The sequence below is a fragment of the Mycetocola tolaasinivorans genome (assembly GCF_003667565.1).
In the GTDB taxonomy this organism is placed as follows: Bacteria; Actinomycetota; Actinomycetes; order Actinomycetales; family Microbacteriaceae; genus Mycetocola; species Mycetocola tolaasinivorans.
The window spans coordinates 15,902-39,023 of the sequence record NZ_RCUX01000015.1; the positions used below are offsets into that span (position 1 = coordinate 15,902).

The window sequence follows — 23,122 nt, forward strand, 5'->3', positions numbered from 1 at the left end:
TTTTCGCACGCATGGCCCCCGAACGGGGCGCGTAAATACCGTGTTCGGGGGGCATACAGGCGTGGGCGTGGCCACCAGAATGTGAAGCGCGACCACTGTTCGGGGGTCGTACCCTTCGCCGCCCCCGCGACCGAGAGGTCCGGGGGCGGCCATTCCTTTCGGAGCCTTCCCTTATGGCCAGACTCACTGGCGCGCCGCCTTCGTCGCGCCCTCACACCGCCGTGCGTGCGTGGAAACGCCGCATTGCCGCACTCGCCGCCGCAGCCCTCGTGGCCAGCGGCCTGAGCATTACGCTGGGGGCCGCTCAGCCCGCACAGGCAAGAAATCTCCCGGGGGCCGTGACCGATGTGAAATTCCCCACATCGATTCCCACGGGAGACGCCGCGTTCAACCTGGAGATTCACTTCTCCGCTGCCCGCGCGGATCCGGGTGACACCTTCGTGGTGGACCTCGACCCGCGCCTGGTTTCCCTGCGCAGCTCGTACCAGGTCTTCATGCCCAATTCCCAGCGCGTCATGCTGAACGTGGCCATCGCCCCCGCGCAGGCCCCGGCGGGGCCCATCGCAACCTTCACATTTACCGGCGAGGTCGCCGGTCTCTCGGGGATTTCGGGGTTCGCGAAGTGGGGGCTGAAGTTCGCCGACAAGACCATCGAGGCCGGAGCCAAGACCCTCCTGTTCGGTGTGCGCGGAGGCGTCCCGATTCAGCGCGACATTCTTGTGGAGAAGACCTTTGAACCGGGTATCTCCGATGTGAGTGCACCCACCAAGGTGGGCTGGGAAACCTTCGACGGAGGCCCGACCCGCGATGAACCGCGGGTTCAGTACGTGCTGATCGGTGGGCCCGGTCCGTTCCAGAGCATCACCCTGCGCGATACCGCCCAGCCGAACGGCACTGAAAACGGAGCGCCCTGGGCGATCGACTGTGCGATGCCGTATTCCGCCGCGTACTTCAACCGAGACACCTCGCCCTCGGGCGTGCCGGCGCAGCTTCGAGACGCCGGGTGCGCGGAGGGGGCGATTACCGCGACCTTCGACAACGTCCCCGACGGTCTGGTTCCCGTCGTGACCTTCTTCGCGAAGTCGACCCAGCCGCTGAGTGAGCAGGGGCGACTCACCTTCGAAAACACCGCGACCTACACGAGCACGGGAACCCCGTTCCCCGGCGGTGAGTTTAGCCACGAGGCAAAGCTCAGCGTGACCCAGGACTTCGCCGCCGGTGCCGATGGACGCGTCACCCTGACCGCCCCCACGATCATCGAGTTTGACTGCTCAGCGCCCGGTGTTCCGGTACAGCCCACGCTCACCCTGCCCGCCAACGGTGACGGTGTGACCTATGCCTCGAGCGGCACGGTCGGCCCGGGGAACACCGTGACGGTCACTGCCACCCTCGACGAGGGTGCGCTCCCGCCCGCTCCGTTCCCCGCGAACTGGACCCTCACCGGTGAGCGCACCGCCGTTTTCACCCACACGTTTGCCGCCAGCCGCTCGTGCATCGAGCAGGTCTCCACCCTGCCCCTGCCGACGGTGAGCCAGGCGACCTGTGTGGCCCCGGGCCAGCCGACCATCCCGACCTACACGCTGGTCACGCCCGAGGGCTTCCGCGGGGCGACCATCGCACAGACCGGATCCCCGCTGAACGGCGGAACCGTGGTAGCGACCGCGACCCTCCTTGACGGTTTCGAGTTCCCCGCGACCCTCCCCACCGGGTGGGTGTTGAGCGACGACGCACGCAGTGCCACCCACACGGTGGTCTTTGACAACCCCACCTGTATCACCGCCATCGGCGCGCTGCCGGTGCCTGTGGCGCACGCCCCGGTCTGCCAGGGTGACGGAACGTACGCTGCGGGCTGGCTCGAGTACTTCGTGTCCGAGGACCTCGTGGGCGTGCGCCTGACCGACGGCGCTCCAACCGTTGTGGACGGTGTACAGCGCCTCACCATTATCGCCACCGGCGAGCCGGGATACGGGTTCATCGGGGACCTCACCGCCGGCTGGACGAAGGATCCCTCCAGCAACCGCGCTGTATACGTGCAGGAGTTCGAGCTGCCCGAGTGCGCGGATGTGCCGGGTGAGGGCGGGACGTCCTCACCCACTCCGAGTGAGACGACCGAGGCTCCGTCCTCGCCGTCGCCGAGTCCGAGTGAGACGACCGAGGCTCCTTCCTCGCCGTCGCCGAGTCCGAGTGAGACGACCGAGGCTCCGTCCTCGCCGTTCCCGACACCGAGTGAGACGGAGGGGGTTCCGACTTCGCCGTCGCCGAGTGTGACGGATGGGGTTCCGGGTTTACCCTCGCCGAGCCCGAGTGTGACGACCGAGGTGTCGGGTTCGCCGTCGCCGAGCCCGAGTGAGACAACCGAGGTACCGGGTTCGCCGTCGCCGAGCCCGAGTGAGACAACCGAGGTACCGGGTTCGCCGTCGCCGAGCCCCACGGACATCGAGGGCACTCCCGAGTCCCCGAAACCGACGGCGGGCACCACGAGCCCGTCGACGCCGGCTCCCGGAGGAACCTCGGGGTCGGGTGAGCCCAGCGCATCGGCCACTGAGGGTGCTCCGGTCATCACCTCGGACGGCCCAGATGCCGGCGGACACCTGCCCAGTACGGGTGCCGACAGCGCGCCGAAGCTGCCCATCCTGGGCGCGATGATCCTGCTGGGACTCCTGCTGATCGGCGGTTCGGTTCTCCGCCGCCGCGCGACGCAGGGCTAGCCCAACAAAAAACAACGGCGGTCCGGAACGTACGTTCCGGACCGCCGTTGTCGTGCCACCGACTAGACGGTTCCGCGAATGGCGGAGAAGTCGCCGGTATCGCGGCGAGAGATGCGCGGTGTGCGCGGCCCCGGCCTGGCGACATCGGGTGAGGTGCGGGCCGAGTTATCGGAGTCGTTTTGGACGGTGTTGTGGGTGGGTGTGGGTGCCGCACCGTCGGTGCCCACACCGCTTGCCGCCTCGGTGGCCAGGGTGCTCAGCGCATCAATTTCGCGGTCGCGAATCGCCGCGGCGGTGGCCGCCCGGGCGGGCACCGCGACACCGGCACGGCGAGCACGACGGGCGATGACGGCTCGGCGGATCCGCCCCACGGTATCGATGATGACGCCCAGCAGGATGGCGAAGACAATGCCGAGTACCGCACCGATCAGCGGATTGCCCTGGGTGAGATGCCCGGCGAGGGCACCGATCAGGATCGCGTGGATCGACCACAGGAATCCGGCGGCCAGACTCAGCAGCGCGAAGCGGCGCGGCGGGAAACCGGTGGCACCGGCGGTCATGTTGATCGCGATCCGGCCGACCGGGATGTAGCGGCCGCCCAGCACGAGCAGCGTTCCGCGCTTCTCGAGCCCGCGGCGGGCAAAGTCGAGGGCGCTCACCACCCGTGGCTTGCGCATCCAGGCGTAGCGTTCCACACCCACCGCGCGCCCGATCCGGAACGCGATATTGTCTCCGATGGCGGCACCGATCGCGCCGGCCACGAGGAGCAACCAGACGTTCGGCGAACCCGCGCTGATCGCGATGGCGGTCGCTCCCACGAGTACGGCCTCACCGGGGACCGGTGGGAAGAACCCGTCAATCAGGACCATCGTCAGGACGATCAGATAGATCCACGGGGACGTCGCCATGGTCAGGATCGCATCGGTCAAAAACTCCATGACACACCATTCGCTCGGGGTGGGAGGGCGGGGGCCCACTATCCAACGATATTTGGCGCTCCCGCCCCAGCACAGCCCTGGGCGGATGATGTTCGGTCACTCCACAGGATGACCCGACCCCGACGTCACTCAGGGGTGGATACCGCTACGTTCGTGGCGGACGCTGCAGCCAGGGGCGCAGCCAGCGCGTGACGGTGGGCAGACCCCAGTAGGCCATGATCGGAGTGAGCACGAGGGTGCTGACGAGCACGCGAAGCCAGACATCCCACTCGTTCCAGCCGGGGATGAAGTAGGTGGCGATCAGCGTAAACAGGAGGTTGAGTGGGAAGAAACCCAGCCAGATGCTGGTGGCCTGCTTCCAGCGCGGCGGAACGATCGCCGGCTGGGCCGCCTCGGTCGCGTCGATCGGGGTGTCGAACCATCCCTCGATCCCGGTGCGCCGCTCGGTGCGGGTCTCCTGGGCGAACTCGCTGCCCGTCCCGAGCCACCAGCGGCGTTCGGGGGAGTTCTCCCAGGCGTCGAGGGTTTTGGCGTCGGCGAAGCGATAGAGCATGTGCCAGCTGGTTTCGCTGCTGCCCGATCGTACCCAGCCGGAGCCGAGAAAACCCGGATATTTGTTTGCAAGATTGATTCCCGCCTGAATCCAGACGGTGGCCTCGGAGAGTCGCGCGGGATCGACCGTGCGCTCAATGGAGACCGTAATGGCATTGTGTCCCATACCTCCCAGTGTGAGGCATGTTTGTTTCCGGCACATCACATCCCCGGGGGTGTGCCCCCGGGGATGCGTGGCGTTAGGCCTTCTTACGGCCGGTAATCGCGCCGTAAATCAGCAGGACCACGATGGATCCCACGATCGCGAGCGCCCAGCTCCCCAGGTTCCAGAAGCTTTCGATCTTGGCGTTGAAGAGCAGCGAGCCGATCCACCCGCCCACGACGGCGCCGACGACTCCGAGGATGAGGGTGGCGAACCAGCCGCCGTTCTGCTTTCCGGGCAGGATTGCCTTGGCGATCGCTCCCGCGATCAGGCCGAGGATGAGAAAAGCGAAGAAACCCATGATGAACCTCCTGTTTTCTGTTTTGCTGCAACGCGTGATCGCAACAGCGTGAACATAGGCTAACGCTCGTCATCTAAATGGTCCAGCAATCGGCAAGAATCCGGGGGAATCCCGGGTGAGCGGCGGCGATCCACGTGACATCTACGCAAAACTGGAGTAATGTACTCAGGTCGGCTCTAGACATCGCGGTGGGTACCGCGAAAAGCAACTTGTCAGTCTGGTGGGCCGGTTTTGCACACGGATCTCGTGTGCATATTCACATGTTGTGAACGGCCCCGGCCCACTGATGTCCGGGGGAGAGAGCGCCGCTGAGCGCGGCCCTTCGCTGTTTCATGCCTGAAATACCCGGAAATTTTGTTATGCCTAAAAAGAACAATGTGGGCGGTAAGCGCCCCGCTAAGAACTACGATCCCAGCTACGGCAAGCGCCCCGCAAAGGGCGGCCCGAAGGCTGGCAGCCGAAGCCCCGGCCACCGTGGCTTCCGCCCCGAGGTAGAGGACGCTCCGCGCCAGAAGAACCGCTGGGACGCCGACGACCGCGCCGCCCGCTCGGGTGCTCGCGACGACCGGGCTCCCCGCTTTAACCGTGACGAGCGTCCGGCCGCCGGCCGTGGAGACCGTGACGGTCGCCCGGCTCGCTTCGACCGCGATGACCGCGCACCTCGTCGTTTTGACCGTGACGAGCGTCCCGCACGCTTCGATCGTGATGACCGCGCACCCCGTTTCAACCGTGACGAGCGTCCGGCCGCCGGTAGGGGCGACCGCGATGGTCGCCCGGCTCGCTTCGACCGCGACGAGCGCGCTCCGCGTCGTTTCGATCGCGATGACCGCGCACCCCGTTTCAACCGTGACGAGCGTCCGGCCGCCGGTAGGGGCGACCGTGATGGTCGCCCGGCTCGCTTCGATCGTGACGACCGCGCACCTCGTTTCAACCGCGACGAGCGTCCCGCACGCTTCGATCGCGATGACCGCGCACCCCGCCGCTTTGACCGTGACGAGCGTCCGGCGGCCGGTCGTGGCGACCGTGATGGTCGCCCGGCACGCTTCGACCGCGACGAGCGCGCACCTCGTTTCAACCGTGACGAGCGTCCCGCACGTTTCGATCGCGATGACCGCGCACCCCGTCGCTTTGACCGTGACGAGCGTCCGGCCGCCGGTCGTGGCGACCGTGATGGTCGCCCGGCTCGCTTTGACCGTGACGAGCGTCCCGCACGCTTCAACCGCGATGACCGTCCCGCACGCTTCGAGCGTGGCGACCGCCCCGAGCGTCCCTCGCACGGCGATCGTGGCCCGCGCCGCGGTGGCTACCAGCCGCAGGATGACGTCGTACTGGAGCGCCTCGAGGCTCAGGCGATCCAGGCCGAGGACGTCGAGGGTAAGACCTTCGGTGACCTGGGTCTCGGTGGCAACATCGTCAACGCTCTGGCCGAGCTCGGTGCCGCCGCACCGTTCCCGATCCAGGCCGCCACCATCCCGGTTGTGCTCGAGGGCCGCGATGTCCTCGGCCGTGGCCGCACCGGTTCCGGCAAGACCATCGCCTTTGGTGCGCCCCTGGTGGAGCGCCTGATGGAAAACGGTGGCGGAAAGAACCGTCGTCCGGGTCGTCTGCCCCGCGCGCTGATCCTCGCCCCGACCCGTGAGCTGGCCCTGCAGATCGACCGCACCGTGCAGCCGATCGCCCGCTCCGTTGGGCTGTTCACCACCCAGATTTACGGTGGTGTTCCGCAGCACCGTCAGGTGGGTGCGCTGCAGCGCGGTGTTGACATCGTGGTGGGTACCCCCGGCCGCATCGAGGACCTCATCGAGCAGGGTCGTCTCGACCTCTCCGAGGTCAGCGTTGTGGTGCTGGATGAGGCCGACCACATGTGCGACCTGGGCTTCCTCGAGCCGGTGCAGCGGATCATCCGCAACACCGCCGATGACAGCCAGAAGCTGCTCTTCTCGGCAACCCTGGACAAGGGTGTAGCTGCGCTGGTCAACGAGTTCCTGGAAAACCCGGCCGTACACGAGGTCGCCGGTGAGGACCAGGCGTCCTCGACCATCGACCACCGCGTCCTGGTTGTCGAGCACCGTGACAAGGACCGCATCCTGGAGCAGCTGGCCGCCCGCAACGGTAAGACCCTGATCTTCTCGCGCACCCGTGCCTACGCCGAGCGCCTGACCGAGCAGCTGGAGGATGCCGGCGTGTACGCTGTCGCCCTGCACGGTGACCTGAACCAGGCCAAGCGCACGCGCAACCTGCAGCAGCTCACCAGCGGCCGCGTCGACGTCCTGGTCGCCACCGATGTGGCCGCCCGTGGTATCCACGTGGACGAGATCGACCTGGTCATCCAGGCCGACGCCCCGGACGAGTACAAGACCTACACGCACCGTGCCGGCCGTACCGGTCGTGCCGGTCGCGAGGGCACCGTGGTCACCCTGATCCCGCGCTCGCGTCGCCGCCGCATGGAGGAGCTCCTGTCTCGCGCCGAAATCTCGGCCGAGTTCGTGGATGCCATCCCCGGTGATGACATTATCGACGAGATCGCCGGCCGGGTCCCGACCCGCGCCCAGCTCGAGGCCAAGACCGCCGAGTAGTTCGCACACCAAAACCGCCCGTCACCTCACGGTGGCGGGCGGTTTTGCGTGCGCTGCAGGCGGCGCGGGGTTTTGCCTCGCTGGGAGTCTCCTCGGGGCAGGCATGTCGTCGAAATCTCCGATTTACGCTGGAATCTGAATCACAGTTCCACAGGGAGAGACCGTTATGCACCTCGGTGAGCGTTGGAAACGGGCCCGCGTAGCGGGTGTCGTGGCTGTCACGTCGGTACGCGCGTGGTGAGGCGGGCCTCGCGGTTTCAGGCCAGGCTGCTGGACCTCGATATCTCGCTGCGCTCACGCATCGCGGGTATTTCTAACCGTGCGCTACTGCTGACCTCGGTGGTGCTGTTCCTGATCGGCTTCGGCGTGGTCATGGTGCAGTCCGCGTCGCGTCCGGGCGACGCTGAGAACGCCGGTGACCCGTTCGCCGGGGCACTTCGGCAGGGTGGGGTGGCCGCACTCGCGCTCATCGCGATGTTCCTCACGAGCCGGGCTTCCCCAAAATTCTGGGCGCGTTTTTCCTGGATCGGAATCGCCGCAGCGCTCGCACTTCAGCTCGCCGTGTACACCCCGCTCGGCTATGAGTCCGGCGGCAACCGCAACTGGCTGCACCTCGGCCCGGTGTCGGTGCAGCCCGCGGAGTTCATGAAGTTCGCGTTCATCATCTGGGCCGCGAGCGTACTCGGCTCGAAGGAGCGGCTGCTCCAAAACTGGCGACACGCGATCATCCCGGTGGTGCCTCTGGCCGCGCTGTCGATGGGCATCAACCTGATCGGTGGAGACCTCGGTACGGTGCTCGTGATGGCGACCGTCATGATCGGTGTGCTGGTGTTCGCAAACGTGCGCCTGGGGGTGATCGGGATCGTCGCGGCCGCCGGGATCGTGGCCGCGATCCTGATGACCGCCGTGCGGGCCAACCGCGTGCTGCGTCTGCTGCACTTCTTCCAGGTGGACTGCCGCACCGACACCGCCGACTACCTCGGCATGTGCTGGCAGCCGCTGCACGGCACCTGGGCGCTCGCGGACGGTGGCATCTTCGGTCTCGGGCTGGGCGACTCCATCGAGAAGTGGGGCTGGCTGCCCGCCGCCGATAACGACTACCTGCTGGCCGTGGTGGGTGAGGAGCTCGGGCTGGTCGGCACAATCCTGGTGCTCGTCCTGTTCCTCATCCTCGCCGTGGCGCTCCTAGCCATTCTTGCCCGCGCCCGCACCACCTTCGGCCGCGTTGTGGCGGGTGGGGTGTTCACCTGGCTCATCACCCAGGCGTTCATCAATATCGCGGTGGTGCTCGGGCTGCTGCCGGTACTCGGGGTGCCCCTCCCACTGATGTCCACCGGCGGATCGGCCCTGATCTCGGCCGGGGCGGCGATCGGCGCGGTGCTGTCCGTCGAGCGACAGAACGCACGAGAGCGTGGCCCACGAGTACCCGGCACGGATCTCACCGAGGACCAGGGAACCGGGCCGCAGGAAACCGGCGACCCCGCACGCGTCGCACCGGGCCGAACCGGATAGCACAGACCGCCCGTCACCCAGTGGTGACGGGCGGTCTGTGGAGACGCGCTCCGGAGGCTAGCTCAGCGGCCCGGAGCGGGCGTCATCGGCGGCCTGCGCCGCCGCACGCTTACGACGCGAGGAAACGAAGATCCCCGCACCCGCGAGAAGCAGGATCAGCGCCGCCAGCGGGGCGATCGCCGAGACCTGCGCGCCGGTGTGTGCAAGTCCGTCCGGCTGCGCGCCATCCGCGGTCGGAGCGGTGGTGCCGGTGGAGGGCTCGCCGCTCGGCACCGTGGTGCCGTCGCTCGGCTCGGGGGTGGGCACGGTCGTGCCGTCGGTGGGCTCCGGGGTGGGCACGGTGGTGCCGTCGGTCGGGCTGGGCTCGGGGGTGGGCACAACCACCGCGGCCTCGGTCACCCGCACCGGGAATCGAACGATGGTCTTCGACTCCGGCGAGGTGAGCGATACCGTGTGGGTTCCGGCCGTGGTGCCCGCGGGAATCGTGATGGTGACCTCGCCACCGGCGGCGGTGATCGGGGCCGAGCCCAGCACGTCGGTGCCGAGCGCGGTCAGGACGCTGGTCGAAACCGGGGCACCGGTGGAGGTGCGATCCAGACTACCGAGGGTCACGGTGAAGGACTTCCCGGCCTCGACGGCATCCGCGGGCAGGTCGGAAACCTGCACGCCGTTACGGGCGAAGCTCGGGGTCAGGGTGCCCGCGGTGGTGAGGTAATCGATCCAGGCATCGCGGTCGATCAGGCCGGAGTCGCGGGTGCCGATGCCGTTCTGGAACTCACGGAAGTTGTCACCACCGGTGATCAGGAAGCCGAAGGTCCCCACTCGGTAGCCGCGGGTGGGGTCGATGGGCTCGCCGGCCACGGTGATCGAGGTGATGCGGTCACCCTCGGCACGGTTTGCATCGAAGGTGTAGTGCACGTTGTCACTGAGGCTCAGCTGCAGGTACGGCCGCGAGGGAACGTTGCCCGCGGCGTCGCGCTGCCACTGCTCCTCGAGAACCTTCTTCACCTGCGCCCCGGTGAGGGAGGTGGTGTAGAGGTTGTTGAGGAAGGGGAGCACGCCGTTCGCCTGGGCGTAGGTGATGTCACCCGCAGCGAGATCGGCGCGCATGCCGCCTGGGTTGACGATGCCGATCTCGGCACCGCCACGCTCGGGCGCGGACAGCGAGGTGAGCAGCGAGTTTGCGATCAGCGAGCCGAGGGAGGACTCGGCGGAGCGATCATCGCCCACCGGGCCGTTGAACGCGCGGGTGATCGGGGCGGCGGCCTGTGCGATGACGCGGCTGCCCACCTCGTCGGCGTTGGCCACGGCCGCGGTCACGATATCGTTCACGGTCTTGACCGCGGGGTAGGTGTCGATCAGCTCGGCGGTGGGGGTCTTGACCCGGGCCACGTTCGTGGCGGTGGCGGTCTCGATCGCGCCGGTGGCACGGTTGACGGTCAGGACCACCTGGCCGATGCGCTCGCCGTAGCTACCGGTCTGGACGATCGGGCGCGTGCTGCCGGGCTTGCCGGGCACCGGTGCCTGCCACGCGTATTCCTTGTGGGTGTGACCGGTGAAGATCGCGGCCACGGCCGGGTCGGTCTGGGTCACGATCTTTGCGAAGACACCGCCCGCGGCGATCTCCTGATCGAGGCTCGCGCCATCCGGCGTACCTGCGGAGGCACCCTCGTGGTACTCGGCGACGAAGACGTCGGCCTTGTTCTCGGCCTTGAGCTGGGTGACCACGCGGTTGACGGCGTCCACCGGATCGCCAAACTCCAGGGTGTCGACGCCCGAGGGGGTGACCAGGGTCGGGGTTTCCTCGGTCACGGCGCCGATGACGGCGACGCGCAGGCCATCGGCCTGGATGATCGAGTACTCGTCGAAGGCTGGTTCGGTGGTGCCCTTCCTGTATACGTTGGCACCGAGGTAGTCCCAGGCTGCGTTGTTGCCACCGTCGATGACGCGATTCTTGAGGTCATCAAGGCCGAGATCGAACTCGTGGTTGCCGAGAGCCGAGGCCTTGAGCCCCAGGGCGTTGAGCACCTCGATCGTGGGCTGGTCCTTCTGGGTGGCCGAGGCGAACTCGCTGGCACCGATGTTGTCGCCGGCGGAGAGCAGAATGCTCTGGTCGGTGGCGAACTGGGCGCGCAGAGACTCGACCGTGCCGGCGAAGTTCACCGTGCCAGTGGGATCGCCCGCCGAGTTTTTCGAGGCGTTGATCCGGCCGTGGAAGTCGTTGATGTTCATCAGGTTGATGGTGGCGGTGTCTGCATCGGGGGCGGGCTCCGCACTGGCGGGCAGCGCCGCGAAGGGCAGGACGAGGACGCCGGCGAGTGCGGCAATCGTGAGCGTGCGCCGGGGGCGCGGGAGTAGCGACATTGTTCTCCTGTGACGAGGTCGGGAGGCCGTACGCACGGGTGTGCGCACGGTTTCAGCCAGTGGCGGTGACCATCGTCACACCCCGGGGAAGGGTATGACCGGCAGTAGTCCCCCCGAATTAACCGTGGGTCAAATCTATCTACTTACCCCGGACGGGGGGAATGCGACGCGGCAAGAAATACCGGGAATTCATCTTCGTGCGGCCACGGGGCGGGCGGTGAATCCGCGACGGCCGGGTTCCCGGACATGGAGGAAGATTATCGGTGTACGCGGCGCCCCGGGGCGCCCCGCGCCAAATGACGGTGGCGGGGGTTACCCTGAAAGGGTGTCCAACGTGCTCCCGATCCATTCCCACTCGCCCTCCGTTCTGGAGTTCTTCGCGGGTATCGGTTTGGCGCGCGTCGGGCTCGAACAGGCCGGTTTTCGCGTGGCCTGGTCAAACGACTACGAGCCCGATAAGTGGTCCCTCTACGCGCAGAACTTTCCGCAGGATGCCGTCTCGGGTCAGCACACCTACGTGGTGGGCGATGTCGGTGCGGTGAGCGGTGCGGAGCTTCCGCGTCGGACCGCGCTCGCCTGGGCCTCCTCACCCTGCACGGATCTCTCGCTGGCGGGCAACCGCCGGGGCCTCGCCGGCTCGCAGTCGGGCGCCTTCTGGCACTTCATCCGCCTGCTTGAAGAGCTGGGCGACGATGCCCCCGGTACAGTGGTGCTCGAAAACGTGGTGGGTCTCGCCACCTCAAATGGCGGGGATGACCTCACCGCCGCCATTCGCGCCTTCAACGACCTCGGCTACTCGGTCGACATCCTGATGATCGATGCCCGCCGGTTTGTGCCGCAGTCGCGCCCGCGCCTGTTTGTGGTGGGAGCAAAGAATCCGCCCGAGTCGGTACCGGGCTCAAACCCCGAGCTGCGGCCGGAAAACCTGCAGGGGTTCTTCCGCGACCAGACACTGACCACCCATCAGGCGGCGCTGCCCGAGGCCCCGGCAATTCTCGTGGAGGGCTTCGGCGAGGTCGCCGAGTCCATGCCGAACGACGATCCCCGCTGGTGGGATGCCGAGCGCACCGAGCGCTTTGTCGCCTCGCTGTCCCCGGTGCAGCTCTCCCGCATCACCGAGATGCGCGCCTCCGCGGGTATCAAACACCGCACCGCCTACCGCCGCACCCGGCACGGTCAGGCCGTGTGGGAGGTCCGGCCGGACGACATTTCCGGGTGTCTCCGGACGGCGCGCGGCGGCTCCTCCAAGCAGGCCGTGGTGCAGCTGGGCGAGGGCGGGCTGCGCGTGCGCTGGATGACCCCGCGCGAGTATGCGCGCCTCATGGGGGCCGGCGATTTTGATCTCTCCGGTACCCGAGACAATCAGGCGTTCTTCGCCTTCGGTGATGCGGTGGCCGCGCCGGTTGTGGCCTGGCTCTCCGAGCACTACCTGCTGCCGGTCGTTCGGGGTCTGCGCACTGCTCCGCGCGATGCGGTGGCCGCGCATGGCTGAGGAGTTCGCGCTCGGTAAGCCGGCGAAGCGTGATCTCGCGGCCCCCGAGGTACGCCGCTTCCGAGACGAACTCTCCCGCTTCCTCGCGCAGCGGGATGCCCGCGGGCGGGTCTGGACGGACGCCCAGTGGGGCGTGTACGCCTTCTACGACTACGATGGCGAACCCATCTACGTCGGGCAGACAAACGAGAAGCTGCGCACCCGCATTCGTCGCCACCTCACCGGCCAGCGCACCGACGCCGTCGCGATGCGCATCCTCGACGTATTCGAGGTGGCCGAGGTTGAGGTGTGGCCCCTGTGGGAGCTGGAGGGTGTTTCCGGGCGCGATTCGACATCCTGCCGCCTGCTCGATGCCTATGAGTACACCGCCTACCTCGACGCCATCGAGCGCTCGCGGTTCCGCGCGATTCTGAACGAGAAGATTCCGCCGGTCTCGCCCACGGTCACACTGCCCGCCTCGCTGCGCTGGTCGGTCGTGACCGATGCGGTGCGCGAGGAGCGCGGCCACGCCGATATTCGCATTGCTCGCCGTGCCGAGACCGTATCTCGGCTGGCCGCGGTGGCGCACGAGCGCGGCGAGGTATCCGACGGGCTGCGGCGGGTGCTCGTAGTGCAGGCCGTGCGGCTCGCGTTTCTGGCCGCCGAACGCTTCGCGTTCGCCAGCGGTACCCCGGCCCCGGATCCGGCGGCGATTAGCGTTGAACAGCTCGTGGGTTCGGTGCGTTCTGAGCAGCCCGAGCGGTATGAACTGCCCGAGCGAGCTGAGCGGGTTGAGCCGTTCGATCAGCCCGCCGACGCAGACGAGGTCGACGACCTCCTCGAGTATCGCCTGTTCTAGCCGCGCCAGATCGCGATCGCGAGCACCGCGGCCGTGAAGATCCAGAAGCCAATCATGAAGAACCAGTCGCGGCGTCGCATCGGCACCAGGTGGCGCTCGGTGCGGGTGTCGTGTGCGCCAAACGCGCGGGCATCCATGGCGAGCGAAACCCGCCCCGCGTGCCGGATTGCGCCGGTGAGTAGCGGAACCACGTAGCCCATGCTGCGTCGCGTACTCGCGATCGGTCCGCGACCGGGAGACATTCCCCGCACCCGGTGCGCCTGCCGAATGCTTTCAAGCTCATAGCCGAATCGCGGCACGAAGCGGTACGCGGCCAGCGCGGTGTAGCCGATTCGATAGGGCAGTTTGAGGTGCTGAATGCTCGAGCGCACGAGGTCGGGGCCAGTGCTGCTCAGGCCGCCGGTGAGCGCGAGGCCAAACAGTGCGGCGAGACGCAGCGCGGTGGTAAACCCGATGTCCAGTGCCCCCGAGGTGAGCGCAAACGACCCGATCTCAAACACCACCGGTGTGTGCGCGGTGTGCCGCTGATCGGCCCACAGCGAGAAGCTGATCCCGAACACGAGGATGAATGCGGGCAGGGCGAGCGCCAGGGTGAGCAGCGAGGAGCGCTGCCAGCGCAGGCCGGTGAGCATCAGCAGCGCGCACAGGATCACGAAGCACAGCGGGGTGAACATCGTGGTCGAGACCAGTACCAGCACCATCGCGGGAGCCGGCCCAAAGATCTTCGAGATCGGGTTGAGGCCGTAGAGATACTCGCGGCGTGCGGCCAGCGGGCCCTGCACATCGGCGCGATACGGGTCGAGGCCAGCACCGCGCACGCCGCTCACTCGGCACCCCCGTTCGGCGTCGACACCAGGTCGTCCGGATGCCCGGGCAGCTCATCCAGGCGGGTGATGCTGCGCCAGGTGGGGTGCTCCTTGAGACCACGCATCGCGCGGATCAGCGGGGGCATGCGCAGCCCGGCGGTGAGCAGCAGTTCCTCGTCGGCGAGGATCTCATCGCGTGGGCCCATTCCCACCAGCTCGCCATCGCGCATCACCGCCACGTGGGTGGCGTAGTCGGCGACGAGCTGGAGATCGTGGCTGACGACGATGATGGTGGTACCGCCGGCATTGAGTTCGTGCAGCAGCCCGAGTAGTTCATTCGCACGGGCGCGATCCTGCCCGAACGTGGGTTCATCGAGCGCGAGGATCGGGGCACCGGCCACCAGCGCCGTGCCCACCGAGAGCCGGCGCTTCTGACCGCCCGAGAGCAGGAACGGGTGCTGCTCGCGTGCCTCGGTCAGGGCGAAACGGCCGAGCAGATCATCTACCCGGGCGTCCACGATTTCCGCGTCGATGCCCCGCAGTCGCAGGCCGTGGGCCAGCTCATCGGCCACGGTGTAGGTCACAAACTGGTTCTCCGGGTTTTGGAAGACAAAACCGACCCGGCTGGTGAGGGTGCGGACGTCCAGGCGCGCCGGGTCCAGCCCGGCGAGGCTCACGGTGCCCCGCGGCGGCGGAATGACGCCCGCGATGGCCTGCACGAGGGTGGTCTTGCCGGCCCCGTTGGTGCCGATCACCGCGAGGAAGGAGCCGGCGTCGAGGGAGAGATTGATATCGCGCAGGACCTCGCGGCGACCGCGACGCAGGGTCAGGTTCGACACCCGCAGGATCGGGGAGTCCCAGATGCCCGCTGTCTGCCGCGGTTCGCTATTCAGGGCGGGAAGCGCGTGCGCGCGCAGCCCCGCGGTGAGTTCATCCGGGGTGAGCGGCAGCGGATCGAGCACGATCCCGGCCTCGCGCAGCCGCAGCGCGGCCATCAGCGAAACCGGCAGCCACACCCCGAGGGCCAGCAGCTCCGCGGTATGAGTGCGCAGAATCTCGTGAGCATCGCCGAGGAACGCGGTGCGGCCGAGGGCGTCCAGCACCAGCACACGATCAACGAGGTGCATCGCCGGGTCCAGGTTGTGCTCGATCAGCACCACCGAACGATCACCGCGGGAAACCACGCGGGCGAGCACCCGGTAGACCTCCTCGATTCCAGCGGGATCGAGGTTCGCGGTGGGTTCATCCAGCACCAGCACGGGCGAGCGCATCGCCAGGGCACAGGCGATCGCGAGGCGCTGACGCCCGCCACCCGAGAGCCGATCGGGGTTTTCGGTGCGGCGCTCCCAGAGATCCACCTCGCGCAGCGCCGTTTCGGCACGCTCGAGCACCTCGGCCACCGGAAGGCCGAGGTTTTCCGGGCCGAAGCACACCTCGTCGAGTACCGAGCCGGTGATCATCTGGGTGTCTGGATCCTGGAACACCATTGCCACGGTTTCGCTGAGCGTCGCCACCGACGCCCCTACGGTTTCGCGCTCACCCACGCGCACGCTGCCGGTGAGTGTGGCCGGAACCGCGTGCGGGATGAGGCCGTTGAGGGCCAGCGCGAGCGTCGACTTCCCCGAACCGCTCGGGCCGAGGATCAGCAGCACCTCTCCGGGGAGAAGTTCGAGGCTCACACCATCGGGTCCTGGGCGAGCGCCACCCTCGTGGGTGATGCTCACCTCGGACAGGGCCAGGGGTGGGACGGAACTGATGTTATGCCGCCGCTTCGCCGCCGCGTCGATCCCGAGCAAACTGGAGCCCGCGTACCACGCCGGTACGTTCGATCCGGGCGGCGATCAGGCGCGCCATCCAGGTGAACAGTGACGGGCCGAGCACAAACAGGGCGATAAAGATCACCTGAGAGATCGGATCAAACTTCGAGATGTTGAAGGCGAACGCCATGATCGCAGCCAGGCTCACACCGCCAAACAGTGCGCCCACGTAGTACAGCCAGCCGGGCCAGTACCGGAACCGGGTGAACACGAAGGGGAGTTCCTGCAGCACGCCGATGAGGAGGCCGGTACCGATGTGGCGGGCGTACTGGGTGGGGTCGAGCGCGGCGCTGGTGAGGCCGGCAACCAGCCCGGTGAGCAGCGCGACACCGGGGCGGCGCAGCAGCCACTGGCTGATGATGCCCGGCAGGAAGTACACCGAGATCAGCAGGCCATAGATGATCGGGACCGCGGCAAGGACCACAACGTGCAGATATCCGGCCACGGCGAGCGGGATTCCGCCGCCCACGCCAATGGCGGCACAGGTGAGCAAAAGACGGGTGTTTGTCTGATGCATAGGGTGTGCTCCCGCCGGAAAAAAGTCTGGGTCACCTCCCAATTTAGTCGAGCCTTCCTCAACGGCACAATCGGCCGGTATCCAGGCAATAATCCCCGCGCAAAATCGAGGCAAAACTTCGACTATTCTGGGGGAGAAGTCAGGGAGGCCAGTGTGGCGGCAACGAGCAGGCGTGTGCGCGCGCTGCGCGGAGTATCCGCCGCCGTCATCGCCACGTTCTTCGCCGCCCTCTCGCACGGGGTCGCCGGATCGGTAGATATCTCGATCCCCGCCGTGGTCGGGGCCCTGATCGTCTCCGTGTTCCTCTGTGTGGCCCTCGCCGGTCGCGGGCTTTCCGCGCTGCGAATCGGGCTCTCGGTGCTCGGTGCCCAGGCCGTGTTCCACGCGCTGTTCACCTTCCTTCCCGGCGGAACCGCGGCGGTTTCGACCGCCGCGGGCACCGCAGAGGGTGCCGCACACGTGCACGGCGGGCCGGTGTCGATCACGCTGCTGGAGCCGCTCACCCATGCCGGGCACGCGGGGCCAATCATGTGGGGTGCCCACGCGCTGGCCGCGGTGGTCACCTGGCTGTTCCTCCTGCACGGCGAGGCCGCGCTGCACTCCCTGCTGCGCGAGCTTCGACTTCTCGCCCGCGTCCGGGTCCTGCTCGGCATCCTGGACGAACGCCCGATCCGGTCTCGCCCGATTCGGGTTGCGGCCGCGCTCGCCGCGCTGCGAGCACACCATCTGGAAATCCGCTTTACCCGCGGTCCGCCCCTGGCGGCCCGGGTATCGCGCTGATTCGTCCCTGAGGGCGTTCCGCGGGGTACCCGTATGTCATGGTGCCCCGAGAACCCTCGGCGCGCCCCTACGGATCCAGAAAGTACCCCCAACATCATGAAGTTCAAGACCCCCCTTACCGTGTCCGGTGCCGTTCTCGCCGGCGCATTCCTCGCCGTGGCCGCTCCGCTGGCCGCGAGCGCGCACGTCAGCGTGAAGCCCTCGGACACCGCGGCCGGTTCGTACAGCCTGCTCACCTTCTCCGTGCCTCACGGCTGCGAGGGTAGCCCGACCACGACGATCAAGATCACCATTCCCGAGGAGATCACCGGCGTCACCCCGACCGTCAACCCGAACTGGGACGTGACCAAGGACATGGTTGACCTGGCCACCCCGATCAAGGATGCCCACGGAAACTCCCTCGCCCAGCGCGTCGGGTCGGTGACCTACACCGCGAAGACTCCGCTGGCAGACGGCTTCCGGGACGCCCTGGTGCTGCAGCTTCAGCTGCCGAACGAGGCCGGCAAGACCCTGACCTTCCCGACCCTGCAGACCTGCGAGACCGGCTCGACCGACTGGTCCGAGGTGGCCGCGGCCGGGCAGGATGAGGAGGACCTGAAGGCCCCCGCACCGAGCCTCACCGTGACCGCGGCCGCGACTACCGGTGGTCATGACGGCCACGGCACGGCGGCTTCGGCAACCCCCGAGGCGGGCACGACGGCCGCGGCCGCCGAGCCCGATGTTCTGGCACGCGGTCTCGGCATCGCGGGCCTCGCCCTCGGCGTGGTCGGCATCATCGTGGGCACCCTCGGGCTGCGCGCCCGGGCAGCGCGCAAGTAGTCGCGATCGTGTCTGCCCGTTTCCCCCTCACTCCGAGCACTGGAGGCTCCCTCATGAATACCCGTACCGCTCACGGCGCGCGTCGCATCCTTGCGCTCGCGCTGGGCACCCTGGTGGTTGCCGCGACGCTCCTGGTGTCGGCACCCGCCGCCCAGGCGCACAACTCGGTGGTGTCGGAGTATCCGGCACCGACCAGCACGGTGACCGAGCAGCCCGGCCAGATCGTGGTCACCACGAATGACAATCTGACCCCGATCGGTGTGAACACGCTGATCGTCGTGGGGCCGGATGGCAAGCACTATGCCAATGGTTGCGGTGTCGTGAACGGCCCCGCGCTGACGATGCCGGCAAACCTCGGCCCGGCCGGTAAGTACGAGGTGACCTGGCAGGTGGTCTCGACCGACGGTCACCCGATCTCGGGTGAGTTCTGGTTCGACTGGGCCCCGGCCGCGGGGCAGCCGGTGGGAACCGGGCAGACCGATCGCCCGACCTGCGCCAGCGGTGCACCCACCGACGGTGCGGTCGTCGCACCCGCGCCGGAAAGCAGTGCGCCGACCGGCGAGAGCGCCGCTCCGGGCGAGCAGGTGGGGCCAAACGTGAAGCCGCACAACGCCACCATGGACGACCTCGGCTGGATCATCATCGCGATCGCCGTGGTGCTGTTTGGCGGGATCGCCCTGCTGGTTCTGCTGCTGGTGCAGCGTCGCCGCAGCGACGTGGCCCGTGCGGCTGAAGCCGAGGCGAAGACCCCGCGCCCGTAGTACCGCGGAAAAATAACGCTCGGCCTGCCGTCCCGGGACGGCAGGCCGAGCGCCGCAACCGGTAGCCTGGAGAGAATGAGTACCCACACCGCGTCGCCCGCACCCACCGCGCTGGAGATCCTCCAGCGCGTCTTCGGTTATGAGTCCTTCCGCGGGGATCAGGCCGCGATCGTCGAGACGGTGCGCGCGGGTGGTAACGCGGTGGTGCTGATGCCCACCGGTGGCGGTAAGAGCCTCTGCTATCAGGTGCCGGCGCTGCTGCGTGAGGGCACCGCGGTGGTGGTGTCGCCGCTGATCGCGCTCATGCAGGATCAGGTCGACGCCCTGCTCTCGGTGGGTGTGCGCGCCGCATTCCTGAACTCCACCCAGGATGCCCAGGAGCGAGAACGCGTGGAGCAGGCGTATCTCTCTGGCCAGCTCGACCTTCTGTACGTGGCACCCGAGCGGCTGAGCTCGGGCCAGACCAAGCGCTTCCTCGCGAACGGCAACGTCTCGCTGTTTGCGATCGATGAGGCCCACTGTGTGTCCCAGTGGGGCCACGACTTCCGCCCCGACTACCTCGCGCTCGGAGAGCTGGCCGAACTGTGGCCGGATGTGCCGCGGATCGCCCTCACCGCTACCGCCACCGAGGCCACCCACCGTGAAATTCGCGAGCGGTTGCGGATGGAGGACGCGGCGGACTTCGTCTCGAGCTTTGACCGCCCCAATATCCAATACCGGATCGTGAACAAGTCCGAGCCGCGCAAGCAGCTGCTCGAGTTCATCCGTTCCGAGGGGCAGGACCAGGTCGGCATCGTCTACGCGCTCAGCCGCAAGACGGTCGAGGCCACCGCCGAGTTCCTGCGCGCCAACGGGATCAACGCACTGCCGTATCACGCGGGGCTCCCCACCGATGTGCGCGCACACACCCAGGCGCGCTTCCTCCGCGAGGATGGCATCGTGATCGTCGCGACCATCGCGTTCGGTATGGGTATCGATAAGCCCGACGTGCGCTTTGTCGCCCATATCGACCTCCCCAAGAGCATCGAGGGGTACTACCAGGAGACCGGCCGTGCGGGTCGCGATGGGGAACCCAGCGTGGCCTGGCTCACCTACGGTCTGCAGGACGTCGTGCAGCAGCGCCGCATGATCGATGAGTCTCCGGGGGACGCGGTCCACCGTCGCCGCCTCGGGCAGCACCTCGACGCGATGCTCGCGCTGTGCGAAACCGTGGAGTGCCGCCGGGTCAACCTCCTCGCGTACTTTGGCCAGCAGGGGCAGCCCTGTGGCAACTGTGACGTGTGCATCACCCCGCCGCAGGTGTGGGACGGCACCGTGCCCGCGCAGAAGCTGCTGAGCACCATCGTGCGTCTGCAGCGTGAGCGTGGCCAGTCGTTCGGTGCCGGGCACCTGATCGATATTCTGCGCGGAAAAACCACCCCGCGCACCGAGAAGTGGGGCCACGAGACCCTCGCCACCTGGGGCATCGGCCAGGACCTCTCCGAGGCGCAGTGGCGCGGGGTCGTGCGCCAGATGCTCGCCCGGGGGCTGCTCATCAGCCAGGGTGAGTTTGGCACCATGGCGCTCTCGCAGAGCAGTGCCGCGGTACTCTCCGGCGGCCAGCCGGTTCCGCTGCGCGCCGAGATCGCGCGCTCGCTGCGGGGGGCTTCCTCGGCCGCGCGCCGCGGGGCAAACGCCGATCTCGAGCCGCGCGATCTCGAGCTGTTCGAGGAGCTGCGCGCCTGGCGTGCGGGCGAGGCTCAGGAGCAGGGCGTGCCCGCATACATCGTGTTTGGCGATGCCACGCTGCGCGAGGTGGCCCAGACCCGCCCGCTCGATGTGTCTCGTCTGGCCGGCATCACCGGGGTGGGGCAGAAGAAGCTCGAGCGTTACGGCGAGGATCTCGTCGACGTCGTGCGCGCCTTCCTCGGCCGGTAACAGTCACTATCCCACGAGGTTTTGCCTCGCCCTTAGTGGATCATCCACTAATTTTCACGACGGCGAGGCATGGCCTTTGTGCTCGGCACACGGGATACTTCCGTTCCACTGTTTGCCCTCCTAGCGTTGGATCACACTCCACGACTTGGAAAGGCAAGGCTCGCGATGTCTCACACCACGACCAACGCCGAGGGCAACGGCGCCACCTTCAACCCGGAAATTCTGCACCGGGCACTGCTGGGCACGTGGCCCGAGGCACGACTGCACTCCCGTGCGCTCTCGGCCCATCCGGATATGCACCGTGACAACGCACTGGGCATGGATGCCCATCGCGATCGCGTCCTCGGCCAGCTGAAGCTGCTGGTTGAGGACGGCCAGGTGCACGCGGCGTTCCCCAAGAGCGTGGGCGGGCGCGAGGATCACGGCGGCAATATCGCCGGATTCGAGGAGCTCGTGACCGCGGATCCCTCGCTCCAGATCAAGGCGGGTGTGCAGTGGGGCCTGTTCGGTTCGGCGGTGATGCACCTCGGCACCGCGGAGCACCATAAGCGCTGGCTGCCGGGCATCATGAGCCTCGACATTCCGGGCGTTTTTGCGATGACCGAAACGGGGCACGGGTCGGATGTGGCCTCGATCGGCACCACCGCTACCTTTGACCCCGATACCGATGAGTTCGTGATCAACACCCCGTTCCGCGGTGCCTGGAAGGACTACCTCGGCAACGCGGCCCTGCACGGTATCGCCGGCGTGCTGTTTGCCCAGCTCATCACCGAGGGCGTCAACCACGGCGTGCACGCGTTCTTCATCGATCTGCGCGACGAGCACGGTGACTTCCTGCCCGGAATCGGTGGTGAGGATGACGGCCTGAAGGGCGGGCTCAACGGCATCGACAACGGTCGCCTGCACTTCACCGACGTGCGCATTCCGCGCACCAACCTGCTCAATCGCTACGGCGACGTGGCAGCGGACGGCTCCTACTCCTCGCCGATCGAGAGCCCCGGCCGCCGGTTCTTCACGATGCTCGGAACGCTCGTGCAGGGCCGAGTATCCCTCGACGGTGCGGCCACCGTGGCCAGCGCGATGGCGCTGCAGATCGCGCTCACCTACGCCAACGAGCGCCGCCAGTTCAACGCGGCCTCGGAGGTCGATGAGGAGGTGCTGCTCGACTATCAGCGGCACCAGCGCCGGCTCATCCCAAAGCTCGCCCAGACCTTCGCGCAGAACTTCGCCCACGATGAGCTGCTCACCAAGTTCGACGCGGTGTTCAGCGGCAAGCACGACACCGATGAGGACCGTCAGGACCTTGAAACCCTCGCGGCCGCGCTCAAGTCGCTGTCGACCTGGAACGCGCTCGACGTGATTCAGGAGGCACGTGAGGCGTGTGGTGGGGCGGGCTTCCTCGCCGAGAATCGCCTGGTGGGGTTGCGGGCCGATCTCGACGTCTACGTTACGTTCGAGGGAGATAACACCGTGCTCCTGCAGCTCGTCGCCAAGCGTCTGCTGGGTGACTATGCGCGCCGATTCAAGGGGGCCAGTGGCGGTGACCTCGCGCGCTTTGCCGTGGGACAGGCCACCGATCGTGCCTTCCACGGCTCGGGGCTGCGCAGGCTCACCCAGAACGTCGCCGATCTCGGTCAGGTTTCCCGCTCGGTCGGGCACGTGCGCGACGAGGACGAGCAGCGTGACCTCCTGACCGGTCGTGTCGAGACGATGATCGGCGAGATCGCGGGCCGACTGCGCCCGGCAAATAAGATGGGTCCGGCCGCCGCGGCCGCGCTGTTCAACACCCAGCAGAACGAGCTCATCGAGGCGGCGCGAGCCCACGCCGAGCTACTGCAGTGGGAAGCGTTTACCCGGGCGCTGGAGAAGATCGAGGATCCGGGCACCCTCACGGTTCTTACCTGGCTGCGCGATCTCTTCGGACTGAGCCTGATCGAGAAGCATGCCGCCTGGTACCTCATCAACGGCCGGCTCTCGCCGGCCCGCGCCCAGGCCGTGACCGCATATATCGACCGCCTCGTGGATCGTCTGCGTCCCCAGGCGCAGGGCCTGGCCGAGGCCTTCGGATACGAGCAGGCGCACCTGCGCGCGTACATCGCCTCCGGTGCCGAGGCCGAGCGTCAGAACGAGGCACGCGAGTACTATCGCGCGCAGCGGGCGAGCGGCGAGGCCCCGATCGCCGAGAAGACCCTGAAGAAAAAGGCCGCCCGTCGGTAGGGATA

The 23,122-nt window shown here is 67.6% G+C and carries 17 protein-coding genes; 10 read left to right on the forward strand and 7 right to left on the reverse strand.

Annotation, left to right across the window (positions count from 1 at the left end; all coding sequences use genetic code 11):
* Positions 1-221: 221 nt before the first annotated feature.
* Positions 222-2,708 (forward strand): LPXTG cell wall anchor domain-containing protein, encoded by a 2,487-nt coding sequence (locus D9V32_RS14820; RefSeq protein ID WP_183086343.1) that lies wholly within the window; start codon positions 222-224, stop codon positions 2,706-2,708.
* 62 nt (positions 2,709-2,770) lie between these two features.
* On the opposite strand, the gene D9V32_RS14825 is transcribed toward D9V32_RS14820, so the two are convergent.
* The 3 genes from D9V32_RS14825 to D9V32_RS14835 form a co-directional block, all read right to left on the reverse strand.
* Positions 2,771-3,646, reverse strand: coding sequence for a DedA family protein (locus D9V32_RS14825; protein WP_121649694.1), 876 nt, complete (start codon positions 3,644-3,646; stop codon positions 2,771-2,773).
* 145 nt (positions 3,647-3,791) lie between these two features.
* Positions 3,792-4,364 carry an antibiotic biosynthesis monooxygenase gene (locus D9V32_RS14830; protein WP_121649695.1) on the reverse strand — a complete coding sequence of 191 codons (573 nt, stop codon included), beginning with the start codon at positions 4,362-4,364 and terminating at the stop codon, positions 3,792-3,794.
* Between the two features lie 73 nt (positions 4,365-4,437).
* Positions 4,438-4,701 (reverse strand): GlsB/YeaQ/YmgE family stress response membrane protein, encoded by a 264-nt coding sequence (locus tag D9V32_RS14835; RefSeq protein ID WP_121649696.1) that lies wholly within the window; start codon positions 4,699-4,701, stop codon positions 4,438-4,440.
* Positions 4,702-5,060: 359 nt separating this feature from the next.
* On the opposite strand from D9V32_RS14835, the gene D9V32_RS14840 reads away from it, so the two are divergent.
* Complete coding sequence (locus D9V32_RS14840; RefSeq protein WP_121649697.1) at positions 5,061-7,277, forward strand: DEAD/DEAH box helicase; 2,217 nt, start codon at positions 5,061-5,063, stop codon at positions 7,275-7,277.
* A gap of 234 nt (positions 7,278-7,511) precedes the next feature.
* The gene (locus D9V32_RS14845) at positions 7,512-8,789 is read left to right on the forward strand and encodes a peptidoglycan glycosyltransferase FtsW (RefSeq protein ID WP_121649698.1); all 1,278 of its coding nucleotides are present in this window, start codon (positions 7,512-7,514) and stop codon (positions 8,787-8,789) included.
* A gap of 57 nt (positions 8,790-8,846) precedes the next feature.
* On the opposite strand, the gene D9V32_RS14850 is transcribed toward D9V32_RS14845, so the two are convergent.
* Positions 8,847-11,153 (reverse strand): bifunctional metallophosphatase/5'-nucleotidase, encoded by a 2,307-nt coding sequence (locus tag D9V32_RS14850; RefSeq protein ID WP_121649699.1) that lies wholly within the window; start codon positions 11,151-11,153, stop codon positions 8,847-8,849.
* A 325-nt stretch (positions 11,154-11,478) separates the two neighbouring features.
* Here D9V32_RS14850 and D9V32_RS14855 point away from each other — a divergent pair, with 325 nt between their 5' ends.
* Positions 11,479-12,645, forward strand: coding sequence for a DNA cytosine methyltransferase (locus D9V32_RS14855; protein WP_245982353.1), 1,167 nt, complete (start codon positions 11,479-11,481; stop codon positions 12,643-12,645).
* Positions 12,638-13,483 carry a GIY-YIG nuclease family protein gene (locus D9V32_RS14860; protein ID WP_121649701.1) on the forward strand — a complete coding sequence of 282 codons (846 nt, stop codon included), beginning with the start codon at positions 12,638-12,640 and terminating at the stop codon, positions 13,481-13,483. The genes D9V32_RS14855 and D9V32_RS14860 overlap by 8 nt, the downstream gene beginning before the upstream one ends.
* Here the strand turns inward: D9V32_RS14860 and D9V32_RS14865 are convergent.
* From D9V32_RS14865 to D9V32_RS16290, 3 genes are all read right to left on the reverse strand, one after another.
* Positions 13,480-14,310 (reverse strand): energy-coupling factor transporter transmembrane component T, encoded by an 831-nt coding sequence (locus D9V32_RS14865; protein WP_245982354.1) that lies wholly within the window; start codon positions 14,308-14,310, stop codon positions 13,480-13,482. The two genes, D9V32_RS14860 and D9V32_RS14865, sit on opposite strands and share 4 nt — an antisense overlap.
* Entirely contained in the window at positions 14,307-15,968 is a 1,662-nt protein-coding gene (locus D9V32_RS14870) for an ABC transporter ATP-binding protein (protein ID WP_342772587.1), read from the reverse strand. Before D9V32_RS14870 ends, D9V32_RS14865 begins: the two co-directional genes overlap by 4 nt.
* Positions 15,969-16,047: 79 nt before the next feature.
* Positions 16,048-16,623, reverse strand: coding sequence for an ECF transporter S component (locus tag D9V32_RS16290; RefSeq protein ID WP_183086344.1), 576 nt, complete (start codon positions 16,621-16,623; stop codon positions 16,048-16,050).
* A 153-nt stretch (positions 16,624-16,776) separates the two neighbouring features.
* On the opposite strand from D9V32_RS16290, the gene D9V32_RS16295 reads away from it, so the two are divergent.
* From D9V32_RS16295 to D9V32_RS14895, 5 genes are all read left to right on the forward strand, one after another.
* On the forward strand, positions 16,777-17,403 hold the full coding sequence (locus D9V32_RS16295; protein ID WP_183086345.1) for a hypothetical protein: 627 nt from the start codon (positions 16,777-16,779) through the stop codon (positions 17,401-17,403).
* A gap of 96 nt (positions 17,404-17,499) precedes the next feature.
* Positions 17,500-18,222, forward strand: coding sequence for a YcnI family copper-binding membrane protein (locus D9V32_RS14880; RefSeq protein ID WP_121649703.1), 723 nt, complete (start codon positions 17,500-17,502; stop codon positions 18,220-18,222).
* A gap of 53 nt (positions 18,223-18,275) precedes the next feature.
* Positions 18,276-18,983: a copper resistance CopC family protein gene (locus tag D9V32_RS14885; RefSeq protein ID WP_121649704.1), complete on the forward strand. Its 708-nt coding sequence runs from the start codon at positions 18,276-18,278 to the stop codon at positions 18,981-18,983.
* A gap of 75 nt (positions 18,984-19,058) precedes the next feature.
* Positions 19,059-20,900, forward strand: a complete 1,842-nt coding sequence (gene recQ / locus D9V32_RS14890) for a DNA helicase RecQ (protein ID WP_121649705.1) — start codon at positions 19,059-19,061, stop codon at positions 20,898-20,900.
* Positions 20,901-21,065: 165 nt separating this feature from the next.
* The gene (locus D9V32_RS14895; RefSeq protein WP_121649706.1) at positions 21,066-23,117 is read left to right on the forward strand and encodes an acyl-CoA dehydrogenase family protein; all 2,052 of its coding nucleotides are present in this window, start codon (positions 21,066-21,068) and stop codon (positions 23,115-23,117) included.
* Positions 23,118-23,122 lie beyond the last annotated feature (5 nt).